This is a genomic window from Sulfitobacter sp. IGS-18 (assembly GCF_059628195.1).
This window is the reverse complement of record NZ_CM184556.1, coordinates 3,419,798-3,436,206: the sequence shown is the minus strand read 5'-3', so window position 1 is coordinate 3,436,206 and position 16,409 is coordinate 3,419,798. Positions and strand designations below refer to the sequence as shown.

23 protein-coding genes are annotated in these 16,409 nt (G+C 62.7%); 9 read left to right on the top strand and 14 right to left on the bottom strand.

Going from position 1 to position 16,409, the window contains the following annotated elements:
- Nucleotides 1-3 precede the first annotated feature (3 nt).
- The 11 genes from trmD to ACWNZ3_RS16645 form a co-directional block, all read right to left on the bottom strand.
- The gene (trmD, locus tag ACWNZ3_RS16695) at nucleotides 4-789 is read right to left on the bottom strand and encodes a tRNA (guanosine(37)-N1)-methyltransferase TrmD (protein ID WP_269367292.1); all 786 of its coding nucleotides are present in this window, start codon (nucleotides 787-789) and stop codon (nucleotides 4-6) included.
- Nucleotides 786-1,574 carry a sulfotransferase family protein gene (locus tag ACWNZ3_RS16690; protein ID WP_496900619.1) on the bottom strand — a complete coding sequence of 263 codons (789 nt, stop codon included), beginning with the start codon at nucleotides 1,572-1,574 and terminating at the stop codon, nucleotides 786-788. Before ACWNZ3_RS16690 ends, trmD begins: the two co-directional genes overlap by 4 nt.
- Nucleotides 1,574-2,092: a ribosome maturation factor RimM gene (gene rimM, locus ACWNZ3_RS16685; protein WP_269367294.1), complete on the bottom strand. Its 519-nt coding sequence runs from the start codon at nucleotides 2,090-2,092 to the stop codon at nucleotides 1,574-1,576. Before rimM ends, ACWNZ3_RS16690 begins: the two co-directional genes overlap by 1 nt.
- Nucleotides 2,089-2,238, bottom strand: coding sequence for a hypothetical protein (locus ACWNZ3_RS16680; RefSeq protein ID WP_205388142.1), 150 nt, complete (start codon nucleotides 2,236-2,238; stop codon nucleotides 2,089-2,091). The genes rimM and ACWNZ3_RS16680 overlap by 4 nt, the downstream gene beginning before the upstream one ends.
- The gene (gene bluB, locus ACWNZ3_RS16675) at nucleotides 2,238-2,867 is read right to left on the bottom strand and encodes a 5,6-dimethylbenzimidazole synthase (protein WP_274576032.1); all 630 of its coding nucleotides are present in this window, start codon (nucleotides 2,865-2,867) and stop codon (nucleotides 2,238-2,240) included. The genes ACWNZ3_RS16680 and bluB overlap by 1 nt, the downstream gene beginning before the upstream one ends.
- Nucleotides 2,868-2,882: 15 nt before the next feature.
- Complete coding sequence (gene rpsP, locus ACWNZ3_RS16670; RefSeq protein WP_269367296.1) at nucleotides 2,883-3,287, bottom strand: 30S ribosomal protein S16; 405 nt, start codon at nucleotides 3,285-3,287, stop codon at nucleotides 2,883-2,885.
- A gap of 12 nt (nucleotides 3,288-3,299) precedes the next feature.
- The gene (locus tag ACWNZ3_RS16665) at nucleotides 3,300-3,602 is read right to left on the bottom strand and encodes a chorismate mutase (RefSeq protein ID WP_114273698.1); all 303 of its coding nucleotides are present in this window, start codon (nucleotides 3,600-3,602) and stop codon (nucleotides 3,300-3,302) included.
- Nucleotides 3,599-4,162 carry a GNAT family N-acetyltransferase gene (locus ACWNZ3_RS16660; protein WP_496900618.1) on the bottom strand — a complete coding sequence of 188 codons (564 nt, stop codon included), beginning with the start codon at nucleotides 4,160-4,162 and terminating at the stop codon, nucleotides 3,599-3,601. Before ACWNZ3_RS16660 ends, ACWNZ3_RS16665 begins: the two co-directional genes overlap by 4 nt.
- Nucleotides 4,159-5,673 carry a signal recognition particle protein gene (gene ffh, locus ACWNZ3_RS16655; RefSeq protein WP_269367298.1) on the bottom strand — a complete coding sequence of 505 codons (1,515 nt, stop codon included), beginning with the start codon at nucleotides 5,671-5,673 and terminating at the stop codon, nucleotides 4,159-4,161. The genes ACWNZ3_RS16660 and ffh overlap by 4 nt, the downstream gene beginning before the upstream one ends.
- 194 nt (nucleotides 5,674-5,867) lie before the next feature.
- A complete protein-coding gene (locus ACWNZ3_RS16650) occupies nucleotides 5,868-7,655 on the bottom strand; it encodes an SLC13 family permease (protein WP_269367299.1) in 1,788 nt (595 codons plus the stop codon).
- Nucleotides 7,656-7,814: 159 nt separating this feature from the next.
- Complete coding sequence (locus ACWNZ3_RS16645) at nucleotides 7,815-8,399, bottom strand: FMN-dependent NADH-azoreductase (protein ID WP_269367300.1); 585 nt, start codon at nucleotides 8,397-8,399, stop codon at nucleotides 7,815-7,817.
- A gap of 119 nt (nucleotides 8,400-8,518) precedes the next feature.
- Here ACWNZ3_RS16645 and ACWNZ3_RS16640 point away from each other — a divergent pair, with 119 nt between their 5' ends.
- Together ACWNZ3_RS16640 and ACWNZ3_RS16635 are read left to right on the top strand one after the other, a co-directional pair.
- Nucleotides 8,519-9,397 carry a LysR family transcriptional regulator gene (locus ACWNZ3_RS16640; RefSeq protein ID WP_269367301.1) on the top strand — a complete coding sequence of 293 codons (879 nt, stop codon included), beginning with the start codon at nucleotides 8,519-8,521 and terminating at the stop codon, nucleotides 9,395-9,397.
- Nucleotides 9,388-10,287: a DMT family transporter gene (locus ACWNZ3_RS16635; protein ID WP_269367302.1), complete on the top strand. Its 900-nt coding sequence runs from the start codon at nucleotides 9,388-9,390 to the stop codon at nucleotides 10,285-10,287. Before ACWNZ3_RS16640 ends, ACWNZ3_RS16635 begins: the two co-directional genes overlap by 10 nt.
- A gap of 239 nt (nucleotides 10,288-10,526) precedes the next feature.
- On the opposite strand, the gene ACWNZ3_RS16630 is transcribed toward ACWNZ3_RS16635, so the two are convergent.
- Complete coding sequence (locus tag ACWNZ3_RS16630; protein WP_114273691.1) at nucleotides 10,527-10,868, bottom strand: ArsR/SmtB family transcription factor; 342 nt, start codon at nucleotides 10,866-10,868, stop codon at nucleotides 10,527-10,529.
- A 40-nt stretch (nucleotides 10,869-10,908) separates the two neighbouring features.
- Complete coding sequence (locus tag ACWNZ3_RS16625) at nucleotides 10,909-11,130, bottom strand: hypothetical protein (protein ID WP_496900617.1); 222 nt, start codon at nucleotides 11,128-11,130, stop codon at nucleotides 10,909-10,911.
- A gap of 105 nt (nucleotides 11,131-11,235) precedes the next feature.
- Here ACWNZ3_RS16625 and ACWNZ3_RS16620 point away from each other — a divergent pair, with 105 nt between their 5' ends.
- From ACWNZ3_RS16620 to ACWNZ3_RS16595, 6 genes are all read left to right on the top strand, one after another.
- Complete coding sequence (locus ACWNZ3_RS16620; protein WP_496900616.1) at nucleotides 11,236-12,147, top strand: LysR substrate-binding domain-containing protein; 912 nt, start codon at nucleotides 11,236-11,238, stop codon at nucleotides 12,145-12,147.
- Nucleotides 12,148-12,319: 172 nt separating this feature from the next.
- Nucleotides 12,320-12,670, top strand: a complete 351-nt coding sequence (locus tag ACWNZ3_RS16615) for an AtpZ/AtpI family protein (RefSeq protein WP_269367305.1) — start codon at nucleotides 12,320-12,322, stop codon at nucleotides 12,668-12,670.
- Between the two features lies 1 nt (nucleotide 12,671).
- Nucleotides 12,672-13,430: a F0F1 ATP synthase subunit A gene (locus ACWNZ3_RS16610; RefSeq protein WP_269367306.1), complete on the top strand. Its 759-nt coding sequence runs from the start codon at nucleotides 12,672-12,674 to the stop codon at nucleotides 13,428-13,430.
- 55 nt (nucleotides 13,431-13,485) lie between these two features.
- Complete coding sequence (locus ACWNZ3_RS16605) at nucleotides 13,486-13,710, top strand: F0F1 ATP synthase subunit C (RefSeq protein WP_011567586.1); 225 nt, start codon at nucleotides 13,486-13,488, stop codon at nucleotides 13,708-13,710.
- 84 nt (nucleotides 13,711-13,794) lie between these two features.
- Nucleotides 13,795-14,355 carry a F0F1 ATP synthase subunit B' gene (locus tag ACWNZ3_RS16600; RefSeq protein ID WP_114273686.1) on the top strand — a complete coding sequence of 187 codons (561 nt, stop codon included), beginning with the start codon at nucleotides 13,795-13,797 and terminating at the stop codon, nucleotides 14,353-14,355.
- Nucleotides 14,356-14,358: 3 nt separating this feature from the next.
- Nucleotides 14,359-14,919, top strand: a complete 561-nt coding sequence (locus tag ACWNZ3_RS16595; RefSeq protein ID WP_114273685.1) for a F0F1 ATP synthase subunit B — start codon at nucleotides 14,359-14,361, stop codon at nucleotides 14,917-14,919.
- 112 nt (nucleotides 14,920-15,031) lie between these two features.
- On the opposite strand, the gene ACWNZ3_RS16590 is transcribed toward ACWNZ3_RS16595, so the two are convergent.
- Nucleotides 15,032-15,799: a FadR/GntR family transcriptional regulator gene (locus ACWNZ3_RS16590; protein WP_496900615.1), complete on the bottom strand. Its 768-nt coding sequence runs from the start codon at nucleotides 15,797-15,799 to the stop codon at nucleotides 15,032-15,034.
- On the opposite strand from ACWNZ3_RS16590, the gene ACWNZ3_RS16585 reads away from it, so the two are divergent.
- The gene (locus tag ACWNZ3_RS16585; RefSeq protein ID WP_496900614.1) at nucleotides 15,798-16,337 is read left to right on the top strand and encodes a hypothetical protein; all 540 of its coding nucleotides are present in this window, start codon (nucleotides 15,798-15,800) and stop codon (nucleotides 16,335-16,337) included. The two genes, ACWNZ3_RS16590 and ACWNZ3_RS16585, sit on opposite strands and share 2 nt — an antisense overlap.
- Nucleotides 16,338-16,409 lie beyond the last annotated feature (72 nt).

The following is a 16,409-nucleotide window of genomic DNA, read 5'->3' as shown; positions in this document are numbered from 1 at the left end:
GTCCTAGGGTTTCTTGTAGCGCGCCCAAAGGTCCGGGCGGCGCGTCTGGGTCAGTTCCTGTGACTGCGCCTGACGCCATTTCGCGATTTCGCCGTGATTGCCCGACATCAGCACGGGGGGAATGTCATGGCCTTCCCAGGTGGCGGGGCGGGTGTATTGCGGGTGTTCCAGCAACCCGCTTGAATGGCTTTCCTCGACCGTGCTTTCCGCATTGCCAAGCACACCAGGCAGCAGGCGCACGGTGGCGTCGATCATCGCCTGTGCGGCCAGTTCGCCCCCGGTCATCACGAAATCGCCAAGTGACACTTCGGTCACGTTGTAATGTTCCAGCACACGCTCATCCACGCCTTCAAACCGGCCACAGAGCATGGTGACACCGGCGCAGCTGGCCAGATCGCGGGCCATGGATTGGGTAAAGGGCCGGCCGCGCGGCGACATGTAAAGGATCGGCCAGCGCCCCCGTGCGTGTGATTGCGCCTCTTCAATCGCGGGGCCCACGACATCGGCGCGCAGCACCATTCCCGCACCGCCGCCCGCCGGGGTGTCATCCACATTCCGGTGCTTGCCGATGCCATATGTCCGCAGGTCATGGGTGTGCAATTGCCACAGCCCGTCGTTCAATGCCTTGCCGGTCAGGCTGGCCCCCAGCACCCCGGGGAAAAGCTCGGGGAACAGGGTGATGATCCTTGCCTGCCAGACATCGGCATAGTCGGGCGCTTCCTGCATCAGCTCGCGCGGCTTCAGCGTGGCGCGGACGGATTGGCGGCCGTGGGACCGGGGCGGTTTCATCGTGGCTGCGCCTCTTTCAGGATATGGGCCTTGGCGGCATTGCGTGCCGCGGCGCTTTCATGGGTGCGGTTGGCCTGCAACATGGCCTGCAGAACGTCTTCGCCCAGCCGGGTATTTGCCGGCGGCACGGCTGTCAGCTCTGCACGCAGGCTCAGCGGTATGTCGCAAAGGTCCAGCAGCGGGTCGGCGGGACCAAGCGGCAGATCGGTACAGCTTTCCAGCGCGCGGTGATGTACCGGCACAGGCACGCGGCTGGCGACCTCTGCGACCATGCCGTCAAGGTCTGATGCACCCCGGTAGCGCGCGGCGAAATCGTCGAAATCCAGGGTCATGTTGGAGGCCTTGACGTGCTCGGCATAGGCAGAGGCCAGCCAGGGTTCGGGCGCGCGGGTGGACAGATAGATCATGATCTCGGCCTCCGGGTATCGCGCGCGGGCGATCTCCCAGAAAGCATAGAGCAGGATCGGCGCGGCGGAATAATCCTCCAGCGCGCCGCGTCCGGGCAGGTGGCCGGAAAGCTCTTCGGCAGAGATGACAAGCGTGCGCCGCGGCATGCCGGGCAGGTCTTCCATCAGCCTGGTGAAACGATCCTGCACCTTGATCAGCGTCAGCGGGTCGCGCCAGGTCGAATAGCCCCGGGTGGCGGCGACAAGGTCTTTCATGTGCCAGCGCAGGCGCAGGGCGACATGTTTCTTCAGCGCCACCCGGTTTTCGCGCAGCGTGGCCTGGATTGAGGTCGTGCCGGTCTTGTGAAAGCCTGCGTGGATTATGATCCGGCGCGGCATCAGTCGCGCGCGTCGGGCAGGATGCCCTCCGGCGGATCGGCGATGATGCGTCGGGCCGCCAGGTCCACCGTGGGCACTGCCGCTTTGGTGAAGGGCAGGAAGGTGGTGGCCGAATTGCCGGCAAGTTGCAGTTCAAGCAGGTCGTCCGCCCCGTGGTTCTGCACGGTCTTGACCCGGCCCAGCAGGACGCCGCCGGTGTCATAGACATCCAGCCCGATCAGGTCGGCATGGTAGAATTCATCATCCGGCAGGCTGGGCAGCTGATCCCGGTCGGCATAAAGCGCCGTGCCGCGCAGGGCGTCGGCGTCTTCCTTGGTGGCGACCTGCGGGATGCGGGCGGCAAAGCCGTTCTTGATCGGGCGCAGGATGGCCAGCGCGAACTGGCGGCTGCGGTCCTCGGACCAGAGCGGGCTGTAGGTTTCGATGTCTTCCGGCACCGCGCAATAGCTTTTCACCCGCAACTCGCCGCGCACGCCGTAGGCACCGGCAATGGCGCCGACGCAGATCATGTCGGTCATTGAAGCAACTCCGAATTGACGCAGATGGTGCCGGTCCAGCCGCCTTCGCCGGCAGCGCATTCCTTGCGCATCTGCCAGCGGTCATAGCTGACCCCCATGCTGAAACCGATGGCGAGTGTGATGACAATGGTGATCAGGCGAAACATCAGCGGTCCTCGATATGAAGGGCGGTGGCCCGGGTTTCCCAGCCCCTGGTTTCCAGTTCCGGCGTCAGGCTGTCTTCCTCGGGCCAGCCCAGGCACAGGTAGGCAACCAGCGACCAATCCTCCGGAATTGCAAGATCGCGGTTGAGGCGCGCCGGGTCAAGGATGGAGACCCATCCAATGCCCAGGCCAAGGCTGCGGGCGGTGAGCCACATCATCGTGATCGCACTGACCACGGAATAGCGGCGCATTTCGGGCATGCTGGCAGCCCCCAGGCCGGATCCCTTGGGGGTGGCATCGTCGCAGTAGATCGCGAGATGTTCAGGGGCGTCTTCCATGCCGGAGAGTTTGAGCGAGGCATAAAGCGCGGCCTTGTCGCCGTCATAGCCTTGCAGGGCCTTGGCATTGGCGGCCTTGAAATTGGCGATGGCTTGGGCGCGGGCGGTGTCGCTGGTGACACGGCAGATGCGCCATGGCTCGCTCAGGCCCACCGATGGGGCAAGGCCGAAGGTATCGAGGCAGCGCTGCAGCAGCGCCGCCTCCACAGGTTCGCGGCGAAAGCGGCGCACATCGCGCCGCCATCGCATCAGGTCGGCAAGCCCGGCACGGAATTCGTCTGAAAACTGTTCCATGCCGGGCAGGTCGCCTTATTCTTGTGCTGCGGTTTCTTCTGCCGGGGCTTCCTCGGCAGGGGCAGCGGCGGCTTCTGCAGCGGCAGCGGCCTTGGCGGCTTTCTCCTCGACGCGGGCAGCGGCTTTCTTGCCGGGTGTGCCCTTCTTGGGGTTGTTACGCTCGGTCTTGGGCAATGCGCCTGCAGCTTCCAGCATGCGCTTGACGCGGTCGGTCGGCTGGGCGCCCTTGGCGATCCATTCCTTGACCTTCTCGACGTCCATCTGCACGCGGTCTTCGCTGTCCTTGGGCAGCAGCGGGTTATAGGTGCCCAGCTTCTCGATGAAGCGGCCGTCGCGCGGCATGCGGCTGTCGGCGGCTACGATACGGTAGAACGGGCGTTTCTTGGAACCGCCGCGGGCGAGACGAATTTTCATGGCCATTGTGTGTATTCCTTAAGAGTCAGATTGGTGGATTTGGTGGTGCCGAATGACTTCGGCGATGATGAAGTTCAGGAACTTCTTGGCGAATTCGGGGTCGAGGTCGGCCTCTTTCGCCAAATCTTCAAGCCGTGCGATCTGCGTGGCTTCGCGCGCAGGATCAGACGGGGGAAGGTCGTGTTCGGCTTTGAGTTTCCCCACAGCCTGTGTGTGTTTGAACCGCTCGCCCAGAGTGTAGACAAGGATGGCGTCCAGCCGGTCGATGCTGGCACGGTGGCCCTTCAGCAGTTCGGCGGCGCGGGTGATGGCGTCGGTCATTGCAGGGCCCCCTTGTAGTGGCGGTAAATATTGACGAAAGGACCGTCGTCGTCGAATTCCCCACCAGGGCCATTGGCCTTTTTCGTGGTTTCGGGATCGAATGTCGCACCCAGTGCGCGCGCTACGGCGACGGACGGTTCATTGCCGATGTCGATATGAGACTGCGCCGTGTCCACACCCATCGCGTCCCATGCCCATGGAATGATGCTGCGCATGGCCTCGGTCACATAACCTTGCCCTTCGTATTGCGCGTCGTAGAGCGTCCAGCCGAACTCTGGTTCTTCTTGGTGTAAGGGATGAAAAATGCCAAAGCCGCCGATTGCGGTCTCCAGATCATCCTTGCGGGCCGCCATGAACAGCCCGTATCCCCGCAGCAGCCACTGGCCGGAAATGGCAAAGAAACTTCGTGCCGCATCCTTCCGGCTGGCTTTGCCGCCCGTGAACTCTGTCCGATCCGAAGTTTTGAACCCAACGTAGGCGTCCACATCCGACAGACGCGGGGCGCGCAGGACCAGACGTTCGGTTTCAATCACAGGGATTTGACACGTCAAGGCAGTCATTTCTTCTTCCCGAAACCGGACAGGCCGGGGGGCAGGCCCATGCCGCCACCACCAAAGGGATTCTGGCCGCCCAGACCGCCGGGCAGCTTGCCGCCCATCGCCTTTGCGGCGGCTTCAAGCTGCTTGGGGTCCATCTGGCTGGGGTCCATGCCGGCGCCACCCTTGCCCATCATGCCCTTCATCGCCTGTTTGAGCATGCCGCCTTTGCCCATCTTGCCCATCTTCTTCATCATGTCGGACATCTGGCGGTGCATCTTCATCAGCTTGTTGAGGTCGGAGACCTCCATGCCGGCACCCTTGGCGATGCGTTTCTTGCGGCTGGCCTGCAGCAGCGCGGGGTTGGCGCGTTCCTTCTTGGTCATCGACTGAATCAGCGCGATCTGCTGGGTCAGGACCTTGTCGTTCATGCCTGCGTCTTCGACCTGTTTGGCCATCTTGCCCATGCCGGGCATCATGCCCATCATGCCCTGCATGCCGCCCATCTTGATCATCTGTTCAAGCTGCATCTTCAGGTCGTTCATGTTGAACTGACCCTTGGCCATGCGCTTCATCATCTTCTCGGCCTGTTCGGCCTCGATGGTTTCCTGCGCTTTCTCGACCAGGGCAACAATGTCGCCCATGCCCAGGATACGGCCCGCGATCCGCTCGGGTTCGAAGGTCTCCAGCGCGTCCATCTTTTCGCCCAGGCCGACGAACTTGATCGGCTTGCCGGTGACGGCGCGCATCGACAGGGCGGCACCGCCGCGGCCGTCGCCGTCCATCCGTGTCAGGACAACGCCGGTGATGCCGATACGGTCGTCAAAGTTCTGGGCGGTGTGCACCGCGTCCTGACCGGTCAGGCCATCGACCACCAGAAGGGTTTCGCGCGGGTTGGCGACATTGCGCACCGCTTCGACCTGTTGCATCAGCTCTTCGTCGATGGACAGACGGCCGGCAGTATCCAGCATGTAAACGTCATAGCCGCCCAGCCCCGCCTGCGTCTTGGCGCGTTTGGCGATGGCGACCGGGTCTTCGCCCTTGACGATGGGCAGGGTATCGACGCCGATCTGCACGCCCAGAATGGCAAGCTGTTCCATCGCCGCAGGGCGGTTCACGTCGAGCGAGGCCATCAGGACCTTCTTGCCCTCGCGCTCCTTGAGCCGTTTTGCCAGCTTGGCGGTCGTGGTGGTCTTGCCGCCGCCCTGCAGGCCGACCATCAGGATCGGGGCGGGCGGGTTGTCGATCTTGAGCGCGCCGGGCTCGCCTTCGCCCTTGAGGGTGTCGATCAGCGCGTCATGCACGATCTTGACGACCTGCTGGCCGGGGGTGACGGATTTGGTGACGGCCTGTCCGGTGGCCTGATCCTGCACCGCCTTGACGAAATCGCGCGCCACGGGAAGCGACACGTCGGCTTCCAGCAGGGCGACGCGGACTTCGCGCAGCGCGGTTTTCACATCCTCTTCGGACAGTGCGCCCTGTTTGGTCAGTCGGTCGAAGACGCCGGAGAGGCGTTCGCTGAGGTTCTCGAACATGGGCAAAGCCCCTTATCGTCGGTTGCGGAATACCCCAGATGTAGGGAGGCCGCAGTGAATACACAAATGCCCCCACGGGCGTAACACGCTGGTGGAGGGCGATCCCCGCACAAGGCAGGGACCGGAAGGCGATGCTTCCGGGGATTGCGAGCGCTTTAGGCGCTGGACGGGGCGGAGTCAAGCATGGCGGCGTTTCAGCTGAGCGGGAAGAAGAAAGCGATGGAGAGAACAGCCGCGCCGCCGACAATCAGGTTCATTGGCACGCCGATCAGCAGAAAGTCGCGGAAGTTGTAGTTTCCGGCACCATAGACCAGCGTATTGGTCTGATAGCCGATCGGCGTGGCAAAGCTTGCCGAGGCACCGAACATCACGGCCACCACCAGCGCGCGGGGGTCGATGCCCAATTGCTGTGCAAGGGTGATGACAATGGGAGTCAGGACCACCGCCACGGCGTTGTTGGTGACAAGCTCCGTCAGAACCGAGGCGGTCAGATAGACCGCCGCCAGCAACAGGACGGGCGGGAGGGTTTCCAGCAGCGGGGTCAGGGTGCCCACGATGGTTTCGACGGCACCGCTGTTTTCAAGCCCCGTGCCGATCACCAGCATCGCAAAGATCAGGATCAGGATGCTCGCGTCGATCGACCCCCAGGCCTCATCATTGTCGATGCAGCGCAGCAGCAGGATCAAAGCCACCGCAAGGATCGACAGCAGCGTGATGCTGGCCAGGTTGAGGGCGGCGAGGATCACGACAGCCAGCAATGCGCCGATGGCGATGGGGGCCTGACGCCTCCGGTATGCGCGTCCCGAAGGCCGCGAGACCGAGACGATGGTGCCGCCGCGCGCCAGCGCATCCAGCCCTGCCGCCGTTCCCTGCAAGAGCAGCCTGTCCGCCGAGCGCAGCTTGACCGACCACAGGTCGGGACCCGGAATATGCCCGTGCCGGTTTGCCCCCAGGATGCGCACGCCATAGTCCGCGCCCAGCCCGGTGACCCCCAGCATGGTCCGGCCCTGGGCCAGACCCGGCGGCACGATGGCTTCCGCGATCAGGGGGTCTTCGTCCTCGCGGGGGCGGCCCGGGCGCCGCAGACCCACGCGCAACCCCGGAATGTCGTGCAATGTCAGCAGTTCCGACGTCGGCAGTGACAGGATCAGCGTGTCGCCTTTTGCCAGTACCGTTTCGGGCAGGTCCGACCGCTGGATGTTGCCGCCCCGGCGCAGCCCGGTGATGCGGATCGCCGTGCGGTTGAATTCGGGCGTGTCGGCAAGCGTCTGGCCGATCATCGGCGCGTCGGGCAGGATGGCAACCTCCGTCAGGAAGGTGGTTTCGGTCAACATGGACACGGCACCCTGGTCGGCACGGTCGGGCAGCAGGAACCGACCGGCCAGCACCATGAAGATCAGGCCGGTGAGGGCCACAACGATGCCCACCGGCGCGATTTCGAAAATGCCAAAGGCGTCGAGGCCATTCTGCCGCGCAACGCCATCCACCAGAAGGTTGGTGGAGGTGCCGATCATGGTGCAGGTGCCGCCCAGGATCGACACATAGGACAGGGGGATCAGCAAGCGGGTCGAAACGATGCCCACCGCATGGCTGAGGCGCAGCACCAGCGGGATCAGGATCAGCACGATCGGGGTGTTGTTGACAAAGGCCGAGGCGACCAGCGCGGCAAGGAAGAAGGTGACCAATGCGAGGGTGGGCCGCGTCCTGGCCCGTTCGACGATGAAACCTGCCATGGCGTCCAGCACCCCGGTGCGCACCAGCGCGCCCGAGACGACGAACATCGCTGCAATCGTGATCGGGGCGGAGTTCGAGAAGACGGCCATCACGTCGTCCGGGCTGACCAGACCCAAGAGGATGAACACGGCCGCGCCAACGACCGCTGTTGTGTCGGGCGGGTATTTTTCGAGGATAAAGGCGATGAACACGCAGGCCAGCAGGCCCAATGCGACAAGATCCTGGGACCCCGCAAACCAATCACTCATCTTCACCCCTTTGTGCGCTGCGGCAGAACCCGACTGTCAACGCGGCAGGGCGGCGGGTGGTTCCGGCTGGCTGTGACCGGGTGGCAATAAATTGCGCCGGACCGACAGGGGGTGTCGGCCCGGCGTTACTGGCGTTCTTACTGTTCGGTTGGTTTGGCCTCAGGCGGCGATGGCAAGCCCGTCGACCTGGTCATTTGCCCGGGCGATGGTGCCTTCGGCATCCTTGGCCAGCGCATCTGCTGCGACGATGGTCACATCGGTCATGCCAAGGAAACCCAGAACGAATTTCAGGTATTCGGTGACGAAATCGGCGGGCGACCCTGCCGGCACACCGCCAGAGGCCATGGCGATGATGACGCGCTTGCCCTTGACCAGCCCTTCGGGGCCATTTTCAGTGTAGCGGAAGGTGACGCCGACGCGGGCCACAAGGTCGATCCATGCCTTGAGCGATGCGGGCACGCCGAAGTTGTAGACCGGCGCGCCGATCACGATGGTGTCGGCGGCCAGCAGTTCGGCGACCAGCTTGTCGGATTCCTTCAGCGCCTCGACTTGCTCGGGGGCGCGGTCGGCTTCCGGTGTCGCGCGGGCAACGGCCCAGGTGTGGGTGATCTGGGGCAGCGGTTCGAGGGCGAGGTCACGGGTGACGATATCGCTGTCACCCAGTTTGGCGACGATGCGGTCGGTGAGCTTGCGTGTCACGGAATCTGCGGTATTTGCGGAGGAGTCGATGCGGAGTATGGACATGATATGTTTTCCTGTCTTGCTGTTCTGACATCCAAAATCAGCACTTGCATTTCCAAACACAACTGGCAGAAAATGCACTTGCGTTGTTCAAATTTGCACAAGGCGATGTGAGGGATCGAATGGACAACTGGGACGAGATCAGGACCGCTTTTCATGTGGCCCGGCTGGGCACGGTCAGCGGTGCGGCGGAGATTCTGGGCGTGCATCATGCCACCGTGATCCGGCATATCGACGCGCTTGAGGGGCGGCTTGGGGTCAAGCTGTTCCAGCGCCATGCGCGCGGTTACACCGCGACCGAGGCGGGGGTGGACCTTTTGCGCGTGGCACAGGCCACCGACGATCAGTTCAACCAATTGGTCGGGCGGATCAAGGGGCAGGGTGCCGATGTATCGGGCGAGCTTGTCGTGACCTCGCTGGCCAGCCTGTCGCAAAGCGTCGCGCCCATGCTGGTGGCCTTCCAGCGGCAATATCCAAGGGTCATGGTGCGCTATCTGACTGGCGACCGCCTGTTCCGGCTGGAATATGGCGAGGCCCATGTCGCCATCCGGGCGGGCACCGTGCCGGACCAGCCCGACAATGTGGTGCAATCGCTCGCCTCCAGCCGCATCGGGGCCTATGCCAGCCGCGCCTATGTCGATGAATACGGCCTGCCCGAAGGGCCGCAGGACTACGCCAATCACCGGTTCATCGGGCCGGATAATGTCAACAGCCGCGCGCCTTTCTACATCTGGCTGCGCGAAAACATTCCCGCTGAGGCGATCAGCTTTCGCTGCACCGACTCTCATGCCGCCGATGCCGCCCTGCTGGCCGGGGCCGGGATCGGCTTTCTGGATGCGGTGGAAGCTGCCCGTAATCCCGATCTTGTCGAAGTCCACGCGCCGCGCGACGAATGGGCCGGGCCGCTCTGGCTTGTCACCCATGTGGACCTGCACCGCACCACCAAGGTGCAGGCGCTGGTGGCCTTCATCAAGAAACATGTGGGCGAGGCATGGGTTTGAGCCCCGGCGCACAGGGCCATCTGGCGATGCTGGCTTTCTCGGCGCTGGTCGCCGGGTCGTTTTCGCTGGGCGCGCTTGTTGCCAATGACATCGCGCCCACCGCGTTCACGGCGCTTCGTTTCTGGCTCGCGGCGCTTGTTGTCGGGATGCTGGCCTGGCGTCGCGGCTCGCTCTCGCGCTCCAGCTTTGTCGCGCCGTGGCGTTACCTGATGCTGGGAGGGTTCTTTGCCTTCTACTTTGTCCTGATGTTCGAGGGGCTGAAAACCGCGCCGCCGGTCAGCGCGGCGGCGGTGTTCACCCTGGTGCCGGTCATGGCTGCGGCGATTGCCTGGTTCATGTTGCGACAGGTGCTGACCTCCCGGATGGCGCTGGCGCTGGTCATCGGCGGGGTCGGGGCGCTTTGGGTGATTTTCCGCGCAGATCTGGGCGCCCTGATGGCGTTCGACGTGGGGCGGGGCGAGGCGATCTATTTCGTGGGCTGTGTCAGCCATGCGATCTATACGCCGCTGGTCCGCCGCCTGAACCGGGGCGAGGGGCCTGTCACCTTCACTTTCGGGACCTTGCTGGCCGGTGCCGTCTTGCTGCTGGTCTATGCCTGGGGCGACATCGCTGCCACGGACTGGACGGGATTGCCGCCGCTTGTCTGGATCACGCTGGCCTATGTGACCATCTGCGCCACGTCGATCACCGTGGTGCTGCTGTCTTTTGCGACGCTTCGGCTGCCCTCGGCCAAGGTCATGGCCTATACCTACCTGACACCGACCTGGGTGATCGTCTGGGAAATTTTCCTGGGCAACGGGGTGCCGTCGGTGTTCGTGTTGGGGGGTGTCGGGCTGACCATATTGGCGCTGCTGCTCTTGCTGCGGGACGACACGGCAAAGAATATCTGAAAGGCCGGGAACCAAAGCCGCTGATCACGCGTTCGTTATTCAATCTGAATAAAAAGGAGCGTGAACGTGCGCAGCATCATTTATCTCATTGGCCTCGTGGTCGTTGTTCTTGCCATCCTGCGCCTGATCGGCCTGGTCTGAGCGGCCGCGGATGCGTAACCTCATTTACATCGTTGGTCTTGTTGTTGTCGTTCTCGTGATAATCCAACTGGCCTTTTGAAAACACGGCGCGTGAGGGATCACGCGCCTTTTTCATCTGGCGTTGGCAGCTCCGTTTCCAGAAAACGTTCAAACGCGTCCAGATGGATCGGTTCGAACTGGCCAAAGCCCTGCATCCAGGTCGATGCGGCCTTCATCGCTTCGGGTTCCAGTTTGCACCATTTCACCCGCCCCCTCTTTTCCTGAGAGATCAGTCCAGCGCCCGTCAGCACGTTGAGGTGCTTTGAAATCGCGGCCAGCGACATCTCGAACGGTTCCGCCACATCGGTCACGGCCATGTCGTCTTCCAGCAGCATGGCCAGAATCGCGCGGCGTGTGGGATCGGCGAGGGCGGCAAAAACCTGATCGAGTGTGGGTGTCATCCCCTTTCAATAACGAAGCTGTGGGGTTTGGGGAAGCGGTTCAGCTGCGGGGATGGTGGCTGTGCTGCGACGGCAGGCGCAGGCGGTGCGGTTCGAGCGACGCCAGGTCGATCCCTGCATCCCGCGCGGCGCGGTCGGTCAGATCGCGCAGGTGCGGATGTTTGCGGCGTTGAAACAGGCTGCGCAGTGACTCCAGGATGCGTTTCAAATTTGCACGGGTCTTGTTTGACTTCTGGACCATTGGATATGCGACATAGGCCATCTTTGTGCCTTCCTTGCTTGCTGTTGCAGCTAATTTGCCAAAATCGCCCAGGCCCCACAAAGACAAATGGTTGACGTGAGATGTGCGAAAACTGCACAAGTAAGCATGAGCCGAACATTGCCCCCGCTGAATGCCCTGCGCGCCTTTGAGGCTGCGGGGCGTCACCAGAGCTTTTCCCGCGCGGCGGAAGAGCTGCGGGTCAGCCATTCGTCCATCAGCCGTCATGTCCGGGGGCTGGAGGACCGGCTGGGCGTGCAATTGTTCCGCGATCTGTCGCGGGGTCTTGTGCTGACCGATGACGGTGCTGCCTATCTGGCGCAGGTCTCGCCCGCGCTCGATGCCATCGGCATTGCCACCGAAGGGCTGGCCGAGACGCCGGAGGGAACGATCACTGTCAATTCGGAACCCCTGTTCGCGACAAAGTTCCTCATACAGCATCTGGCGTCTTTCACCGGCGCGCACCCGGAGGTGAATGTGCGGCTGGAAGCGTCGCGCCACCTGGCGGATGTGGCGCGCTATGAGGCTGACCTTGCCATCCGTTTCGTGCCGCCTGGCGCGCGCTATCCGAATTCGGAGCTGCTGACCAACGCGAAGTTGTACCCCTTTGCCGCGCCGGGGCTGCTGCGCACTGCCAAACCCTCTCCGCGTGACCTGCTGAGCTATCCGCTGCTTCGGGACCGGTCGGAGGGCAGCTGGGACAAGTGGTTCGCGTTGGCGGGCGGGGTCGCCCCGGCGGAAGTGCCGGCGTTTACCTGGCGGCTGAGTTCCGTTCTGAGCGTCGAGGCCGCGATTGCCGGTCAGGGCGTCTTGCTGGTGTCCGAAGAGGTGGTCGCAGGCGAGGTGGCGGCGGGGCGGCTGCTGCGGGTTTCCGACATCGGGATTCGCGAAGGGGGGTATCATCTGGTGCGTGGTCATGGGGTCCTGCGCCGCAAGGCCGTGCGCGTTTTCCGTGACTGGTTGTTTGAGCAGACGGCGGCCTGGCGGACACCGGACGAGAATGATCAACCAAAAGGTTGAATATGAAAAGCACCGCAGTTTCGGCGTGCTGGCGGGGGCGTCGTGTCGCGAAGCGATCTCATTCGACCTGTAACGCATTGTAAATGATTGCTTTATTGCCTCTCCGATCTCAGTTGACTCTAACGGCCCTGCCCAGTACCTAACGCCCAAGTCATCCCTTGGGGTATGCGGCATGAGCGATCCGGACCAGCAGCAGCAGCTTGAGCAGCTAGAGGCGCGGATCAAAGCCGTAAAGAAGCGCAGCGCGCCCAAGCCCCGTGCGGATGAACATCACTCTCAGGCACAGCTTGCCTGGCGGATGGTGATCGAACTTGTGGCCGGTCTGGGGATCGGTTTTGGCATCGGATACGGGCTGGATGTGCTGTTTGGTACATTGCCGATCTTCATGGTGCTGTTTGTCATGCTGGGCCTGGCGGCGGGGGTAAAGACGATGCTCCGCTCCGCACAGGAAATCCAGGAAAAGAAGATGGTCGAAATGACCGGGGACGCGTCCGACACGGACGACAGGAACGAAGGAGCCTGAGATGGCGACAGAGACACACGGTGCAGAAGAAGGCGGTCTGGTCTTTCACCCGATGGATCAATTCATCGTCGAACCGTTTTTCGGCGAGGGCGCGGTTTCCTGGTACACGGTGACCAATGCGACTTTCTGGATGTTCCTTGCGGTTGTGGCGACCTTTGCGCTGATGGTCCTGGGCAGCTCCAAGCGGGCCATCGTGCCTTCGCGGATGCAGTCGGTGGCAGAGCTGGCCTATGGCTTTGTCTACAAGATGGTCGAGGATATCTGCGGCAAGGAGGGGGTGAAATACTTCCCCTACATCATGACGCTGTTCATGTTCATTGTCTGCGCCAACTTCCTCGGGCTGATCCCGACGTCTTTCACGCCGACATCTCACTTCGCGGTGACGGTTCTGCTGGCCCTGGCCGTGTTCCTGACCGTCACGATCCTGGGGTTCGTCAAGAATGGCGCCAGCTTCCTGGGCCTGTTCTGGGTTGCTTCCGCGCCGCTGGCGCTGCGCCCGATCCTGGCGATTATCGAACTGATTTCCTACTTCGTCCGCCCGGTCAGCCACTCCATTCGTCTGGCAGGCAACGTCATGGCGGGCCACGCGGTGATCAAGGTTTTCGCAGGTTTCGCCGCGATCACCATCATCAGTCCCGTCTCCGTGGTGGCGATCACCGCGATGTACGGGCTTGAGGTTCTGGTGTCCTTTATCCAGGCCTATGTTTTCACGATCCTGACGTGTGTCTACCTCAAGGACGCGCTTCACCCGCATCACTAAGATAACGGCGGGCTTGCCCGCCACCTCTCAACTTCCAATCGTAAGGAGAATTCACATGGAAGGCGAACTCGCACACATCGGCGCAGGTCTGGCAGCAATCGGTTCCGGCGCAGCCGCAATCGGGGTTGGCAACGTTGCAGGCAACTACCTGGCTGGCGCATTGCGCAACCCTTCGGCTGCTGCATCGCAGACAGCAACCCTGTTCATCGGCATCGCGTTCGCAGAAGCGCTGGGCATCTTTGCCTTCCTCGTCGCGCTGCTGCTGATGTTCGCCGTTTAACTTCCAGGTTACGACATCCTTACGAACGGGCGGGTGTGTTGACATCCGCCCAAGCGTATAGGCCAAGTTTCCAAGGAGGCCCTGATGGCAACTGAAACACATAGCGATGGCCTTGCCGACGCCATTGGCGTCGATATGGCGGAACACGCAAGCACACCCGGCATGCCGCAGCTGGATTTCTCCACTTGGGGAAACCAGATTTTCTGGCTGGTGCTGGCGCTGATCGCGACCTACCTGATCCTGTCCCGCGTGGCGCTGCCGCGCATCGGCGCGGTTCTGTCGGAACGGCAGGGCACGATCACAAACGATATCGCCGCTGCCGAGGATCTCAAGGCCAAGGCCCTGGAAGCGGAAGAGGCCTATAACAAGGCGCTTGTCGATGCCCGCGCCGAGGCGCAGCGCATCATCGCAGATGCCAAGGCCGACATGCAGGCGGATCTCAATGCCGCCATGGCCAAGGCCGACGAAGAGATCGCGGCCAAGACCGCCGAATCCGAAAAAGCCATCGCGGAAATCCGCGAAGGGGCGTTGGAGAACGTGGAGAAAGTCGCCAAGGACACCACAAAAGAGATCGTGGCAGCCATGGGTGGCAAGGCGGATGCAAAGACTGTCAATGCGGCCGTTGCATCCCGGATGAAAGGATAAACCATGCGTTTGACCCTGACCGCCCTCACCGCCGCTCTTGCCGCGTCACCGGCGCTTGCCGCAGGCGACGTGTTCTTTTCGCTGGGGAACACCGACTTCGTGGTGCTTCTGGCATTCATCCTGTTCATTGCCGTGCTGTTCTATTTCAAGGTGCCCGGCATGATCGGCGTGATGCTGGACAAACGTGCCGCGGACATCCGGACCGAGCTGGAAGAAGCCCGCGCCCTGCGCGAAGAAGCACAGACCCTGCTGGCAAGCTACGAGCGCAAGCAGAAGGAAGTGCAGGAACAGGCCGACCGCATCGTCGCAACCGCCAAGGAAGAAGCGCAGCGTTCAGCCGGACAGGCGCGTGAAGAGCTGGCCAAATCGGTTGAGCGTCGTCTTGCGGCTGCGGAAGACCAGATCGGTTCTGCCCAGGCGGCAGCGATCAAGGCAGTCCGTGATCAGGCCGTGACGATTGCGATTGCTGCGGCACGCGATGTCATCGCCAAGCAGATGTCGGCAGCAGAAGGCAACAAGCTGATCGACGATGCAATTACGCAGGTCGACGCCAAGCTGCACTGATCGGCGTTTCCAGAAACGTTTGAAAGCTCCGGCCCTGCCGGGGCTTTTTTCGTTCCGGGGGCAACGTCCCGGCGAAACCCGTGAAGAGCGCGCGCCCCCTGGGACCTGCGGGTTATCCTTTCGTTTCGTGCTGCAACCGCTGGCGTGCGATGCTTTCGTTCCGGTCGGCCTTTTTCTGGTTGGTCAGCGCATCCTCGACATAATCCAGATGCGCTTCGACGGCCGCCCGCGCCTGTGTTGCGTCCCTTCCCTGCAGCGCATCGTTGATGGCGCGGTGCTGGTCCAGCAGGGCGGCGCGGGTTGTGCGTTGCTTGAACATCACCTGCCGGTTGTAGAACACACCGCCGCGCAGCAGCTCGTACATCGAGCGCATCATGTGCAGCATGACCACGTTATGGCTGGCCTCGATGATGGCCATGTGAAACTGCGCGTCCAGCTGCGCCTCTTCATCGCCGTTACGCTTGCCGTGGGCGGCTTCCATCTTGTCATAGACCGCCTGCACCACGGCCAGATCGGTGTCCGACCCATGGGTGGCGGCACGTTCTGCTGCCAGCCCCTCCATGTCGCGCCGGAACGACAGATAGTCTAAGACAGCCTCGTCATGGCGCGCGAACAATTCCACCAGCGCGGGCGCGAAGGCGCTGCCAAGGACGTCAGCGACATAAACCCCGGCACCAGCCTTGGCGCTGAGCAGACCGGCCGCCTGCAGCGCACCGATGGCATCGCGCAGCGACGGGCGGGAGACGTTCAGACGCTCGGCCAGTTCACGCTCCGGCGGCAGCCGCTCTCCCGGACGCAGGATGCCGCGCAGGATCAGTTTCTCGATCTGGCGGATCACGGCCTGGGACAGTTTCTCGGGGGTGACGGGTTGGAATGGCATGGGCTTTCCCTTGAATTGGTCAAATCATATGACCAGAGCGCCCCTGCCGCAAATGCATTATGGCGGTTTGGTCTCGCGGGCCCCTGGGGGAAAGGATTTGTTAACCCTTCCGCCCTCCACTGGTGTCATGAGATCCCTGTTTGCTGTTTGTGCCGCGGTATTCCTGATTGCCTGCAATACCCCGTCGCCTGAATTTCGCGGGGTCGCCCCGACGCGTGTGACCGTTCAGGGCTCCACCTTCGATGTCAGGGTGCGGGGTGGCAGGGCCGAGGCCATTCGCGTCAACGCGCAATATGCGCCGAGGTTCGGACCGATCCAGTCGCGCGCCGGTGCGGCGATCGCGATGGTGAGCGGTTGCAAGGTGGTGGAGGTGACCGGCGACCAGGCCCAGGCCTTTGCGCGGCTCGATTGCGGCAACGGTCCGCCGCCGAAAAGCCGCAGGTCGATGCCATGGGAAATCGAATGTCTTCCGGTGCCGGGCAGCGAAATCGAGATCGCCGGCGAGGTTTCGCTCGACCTGGACTGCGCGGCCTTCTGAAACCGCAATATCTTGTGGATAAGTCCTTCGCTCCCCCTTGTTCTGGTGTGTTGCTGTTGACAGGATGGCCTT

Excerpts from the sequence above, each read along its gene's own strand:
- ACWNZ3_RS16600 (WP_114273686.1), top strand. The coding sequence starts at position 13,795 with ATGGCAACTGAAACACATAGCGATGGCCTTGCCGACGCCATTGGCGTC.
- ACWNZ3_RS16665 (WP_114273698.1), bottom strand. The coding sequence starts at position 3,602 with ATGACCGACGCCATCACCCGCGCCGCCGAACTGCTGAAGGGCCACCGT.
- ACWNZ3_RS16630 (WP_114273691.1), bottom strand. The coding sequence starts at position 10,868 with ATGACACCCACACTCGATCAGGTTTTTGCCGCCCTCGCCGATCCCACA.
- ACWNZ3_RS16615 (WP_269367305.1), top strand. The coding sequence starts at position 12,320 with ATGAGCGATCCGGACCAGCAGCAGCAGCTTGAGCAGCTAGAGGCGCGG.
- ACWNZ3_RS16590 (WP_496900615.1), bottom strand. The coding sequence starts at position 15,799 with ATGCCATTCCAACCCGTCACCCCCGAGAAACTGTCCCAGGCCGTGATC.
- ACWNZ3_RS16605 (WP_011567586.1), top strand. The coding sequence starts at position 13,486 with ATGGAAGGCGAACTCGCACACATCGGCGCAGGTCTGGCAGCAATCGGT.
- ACWNZ3_RS16640 (WP_269367301.1), top strand. The coding sequence starts at position 8,519 with ATGGACAACTGGGACGAGATCAGGACCGCTTTTCATGTGGCCCGGCTG.
- rpsP (WP_269367296.1), bottom strand. The coding sequence starts at position 3,287 with ATGGCCATGAAAATTCGTCTCGCCCGCGGCGGTTCCAAGAAACGCCCG.
- bluB (WP_274576032.1), bottom strand. The coding sequence starts at position 2,867 with ATGGAACAGTTTTCAGACGAATTCCGTGCCGGGCTTGCCGACCTGATG.
- trmD (WP_269367292.1), bottom strand. The coding sequence starts at position 789 with ATGAAACCGCCCCGGTCCCACGGCCGCCAATCCGTCCGCGCCACGCTG.
- ACWNZ3_RS16650 (WP_269367299.1), bottom strand. The coding sequence starts at position 7,655 with ATGAGTGATTGGTTTGCGGGGTCCCAGGATCTTGTCGCATTGGGCCTG.
- ACWNZ3_RS16680 (WP_205388142.1), bottom strand. The coding sequence starts at position 2,238 with ATGTTTCGCCTGATCACCATTGTCATCACACTCGCCATCGGTTTCAGC.
- ACWNZ3_RS16660 (WP_496900618.1), bottom strand. The coding sequence starts at position 4,162 with ATGACTGCCTTGACGTGTCAAATCCCTGTGATTGAAACCGAACGTCTG.
- ACWNZ3_RS16645 (WP_269367300.1), bottom strand. The coding sequence starts at position 8,399 with ATGTCCATACTCCGCATCGACTCCTCCGCAAATACCGCAGATTCCGTG.
- ACWNZ3_RS16690 (WP_496900619.1), bottom strand. The coding sequence starts at position 1,574 with ATGCCGCGCCGGATCATAATCCACGCAGGCTTTCACAAGACCGGCACG.
- ACWNZ3_RS16595 (WP_114273685.1), top strand. The coding sequence starts at position 14,359 with ATGCGTTTGACCCTGACCGCCCTCACCGCCGCTCTTGCCGCGTCACCG.
- ACWNZ3_RS16625 (WP_496900617.1), bottom strand. The coding sequence starts at position 11,130 with ATGGCCTATGTCGCATATCCAATGGTCCAGAAGTCAAACAAGACCCGT.
- ffh (WP_269367298.1), bottom strand. The coding sequence starts at position 5,673 with ATGTTCGAGAACCTCAGCGAACGCCTCTCCGGCGTCTTCGACCGACTG.
- ACWNZ3_RS16610 (WP_269367306.1), top strand. The coding sequence starts at position 12,672 with ATGGCGACAGAGACACACGGTGCAGAAGAAGGCGGTCTGGTCTTTCAC.
- ACWNZ3_RS16620 (WP_496900616.1), top strand. The coding sequence starts at position 11,236 with ATGAGCCGAACATTGCCCCCGCTGAATGCCCTGCGCGCCTTTGAGGCT.
- ACWNZ3_RS16635 (WP_269367302.1), top strand. The coding sequence starts at position 9,388 with ATGGGTTTGAGCCCCGGCGCACAGGGCCATCTGGCGATGCTGGCTTTC.
- ACWNZ3_RS16585 (WP_496900614.1), top strand. The coding sequence starts at position 15,798 with ATGGGCTTTCCCTTGAATTGGTCAAATCATATGACCAGAGCGCCCCTG.
- rimM (WP_269367294.1), bottom strand. The coding sequence starts at position 2,092 with ATGACCGACATGATCTGCGTCGGCGCCATTGCCGGTGCCTACGGCGTG.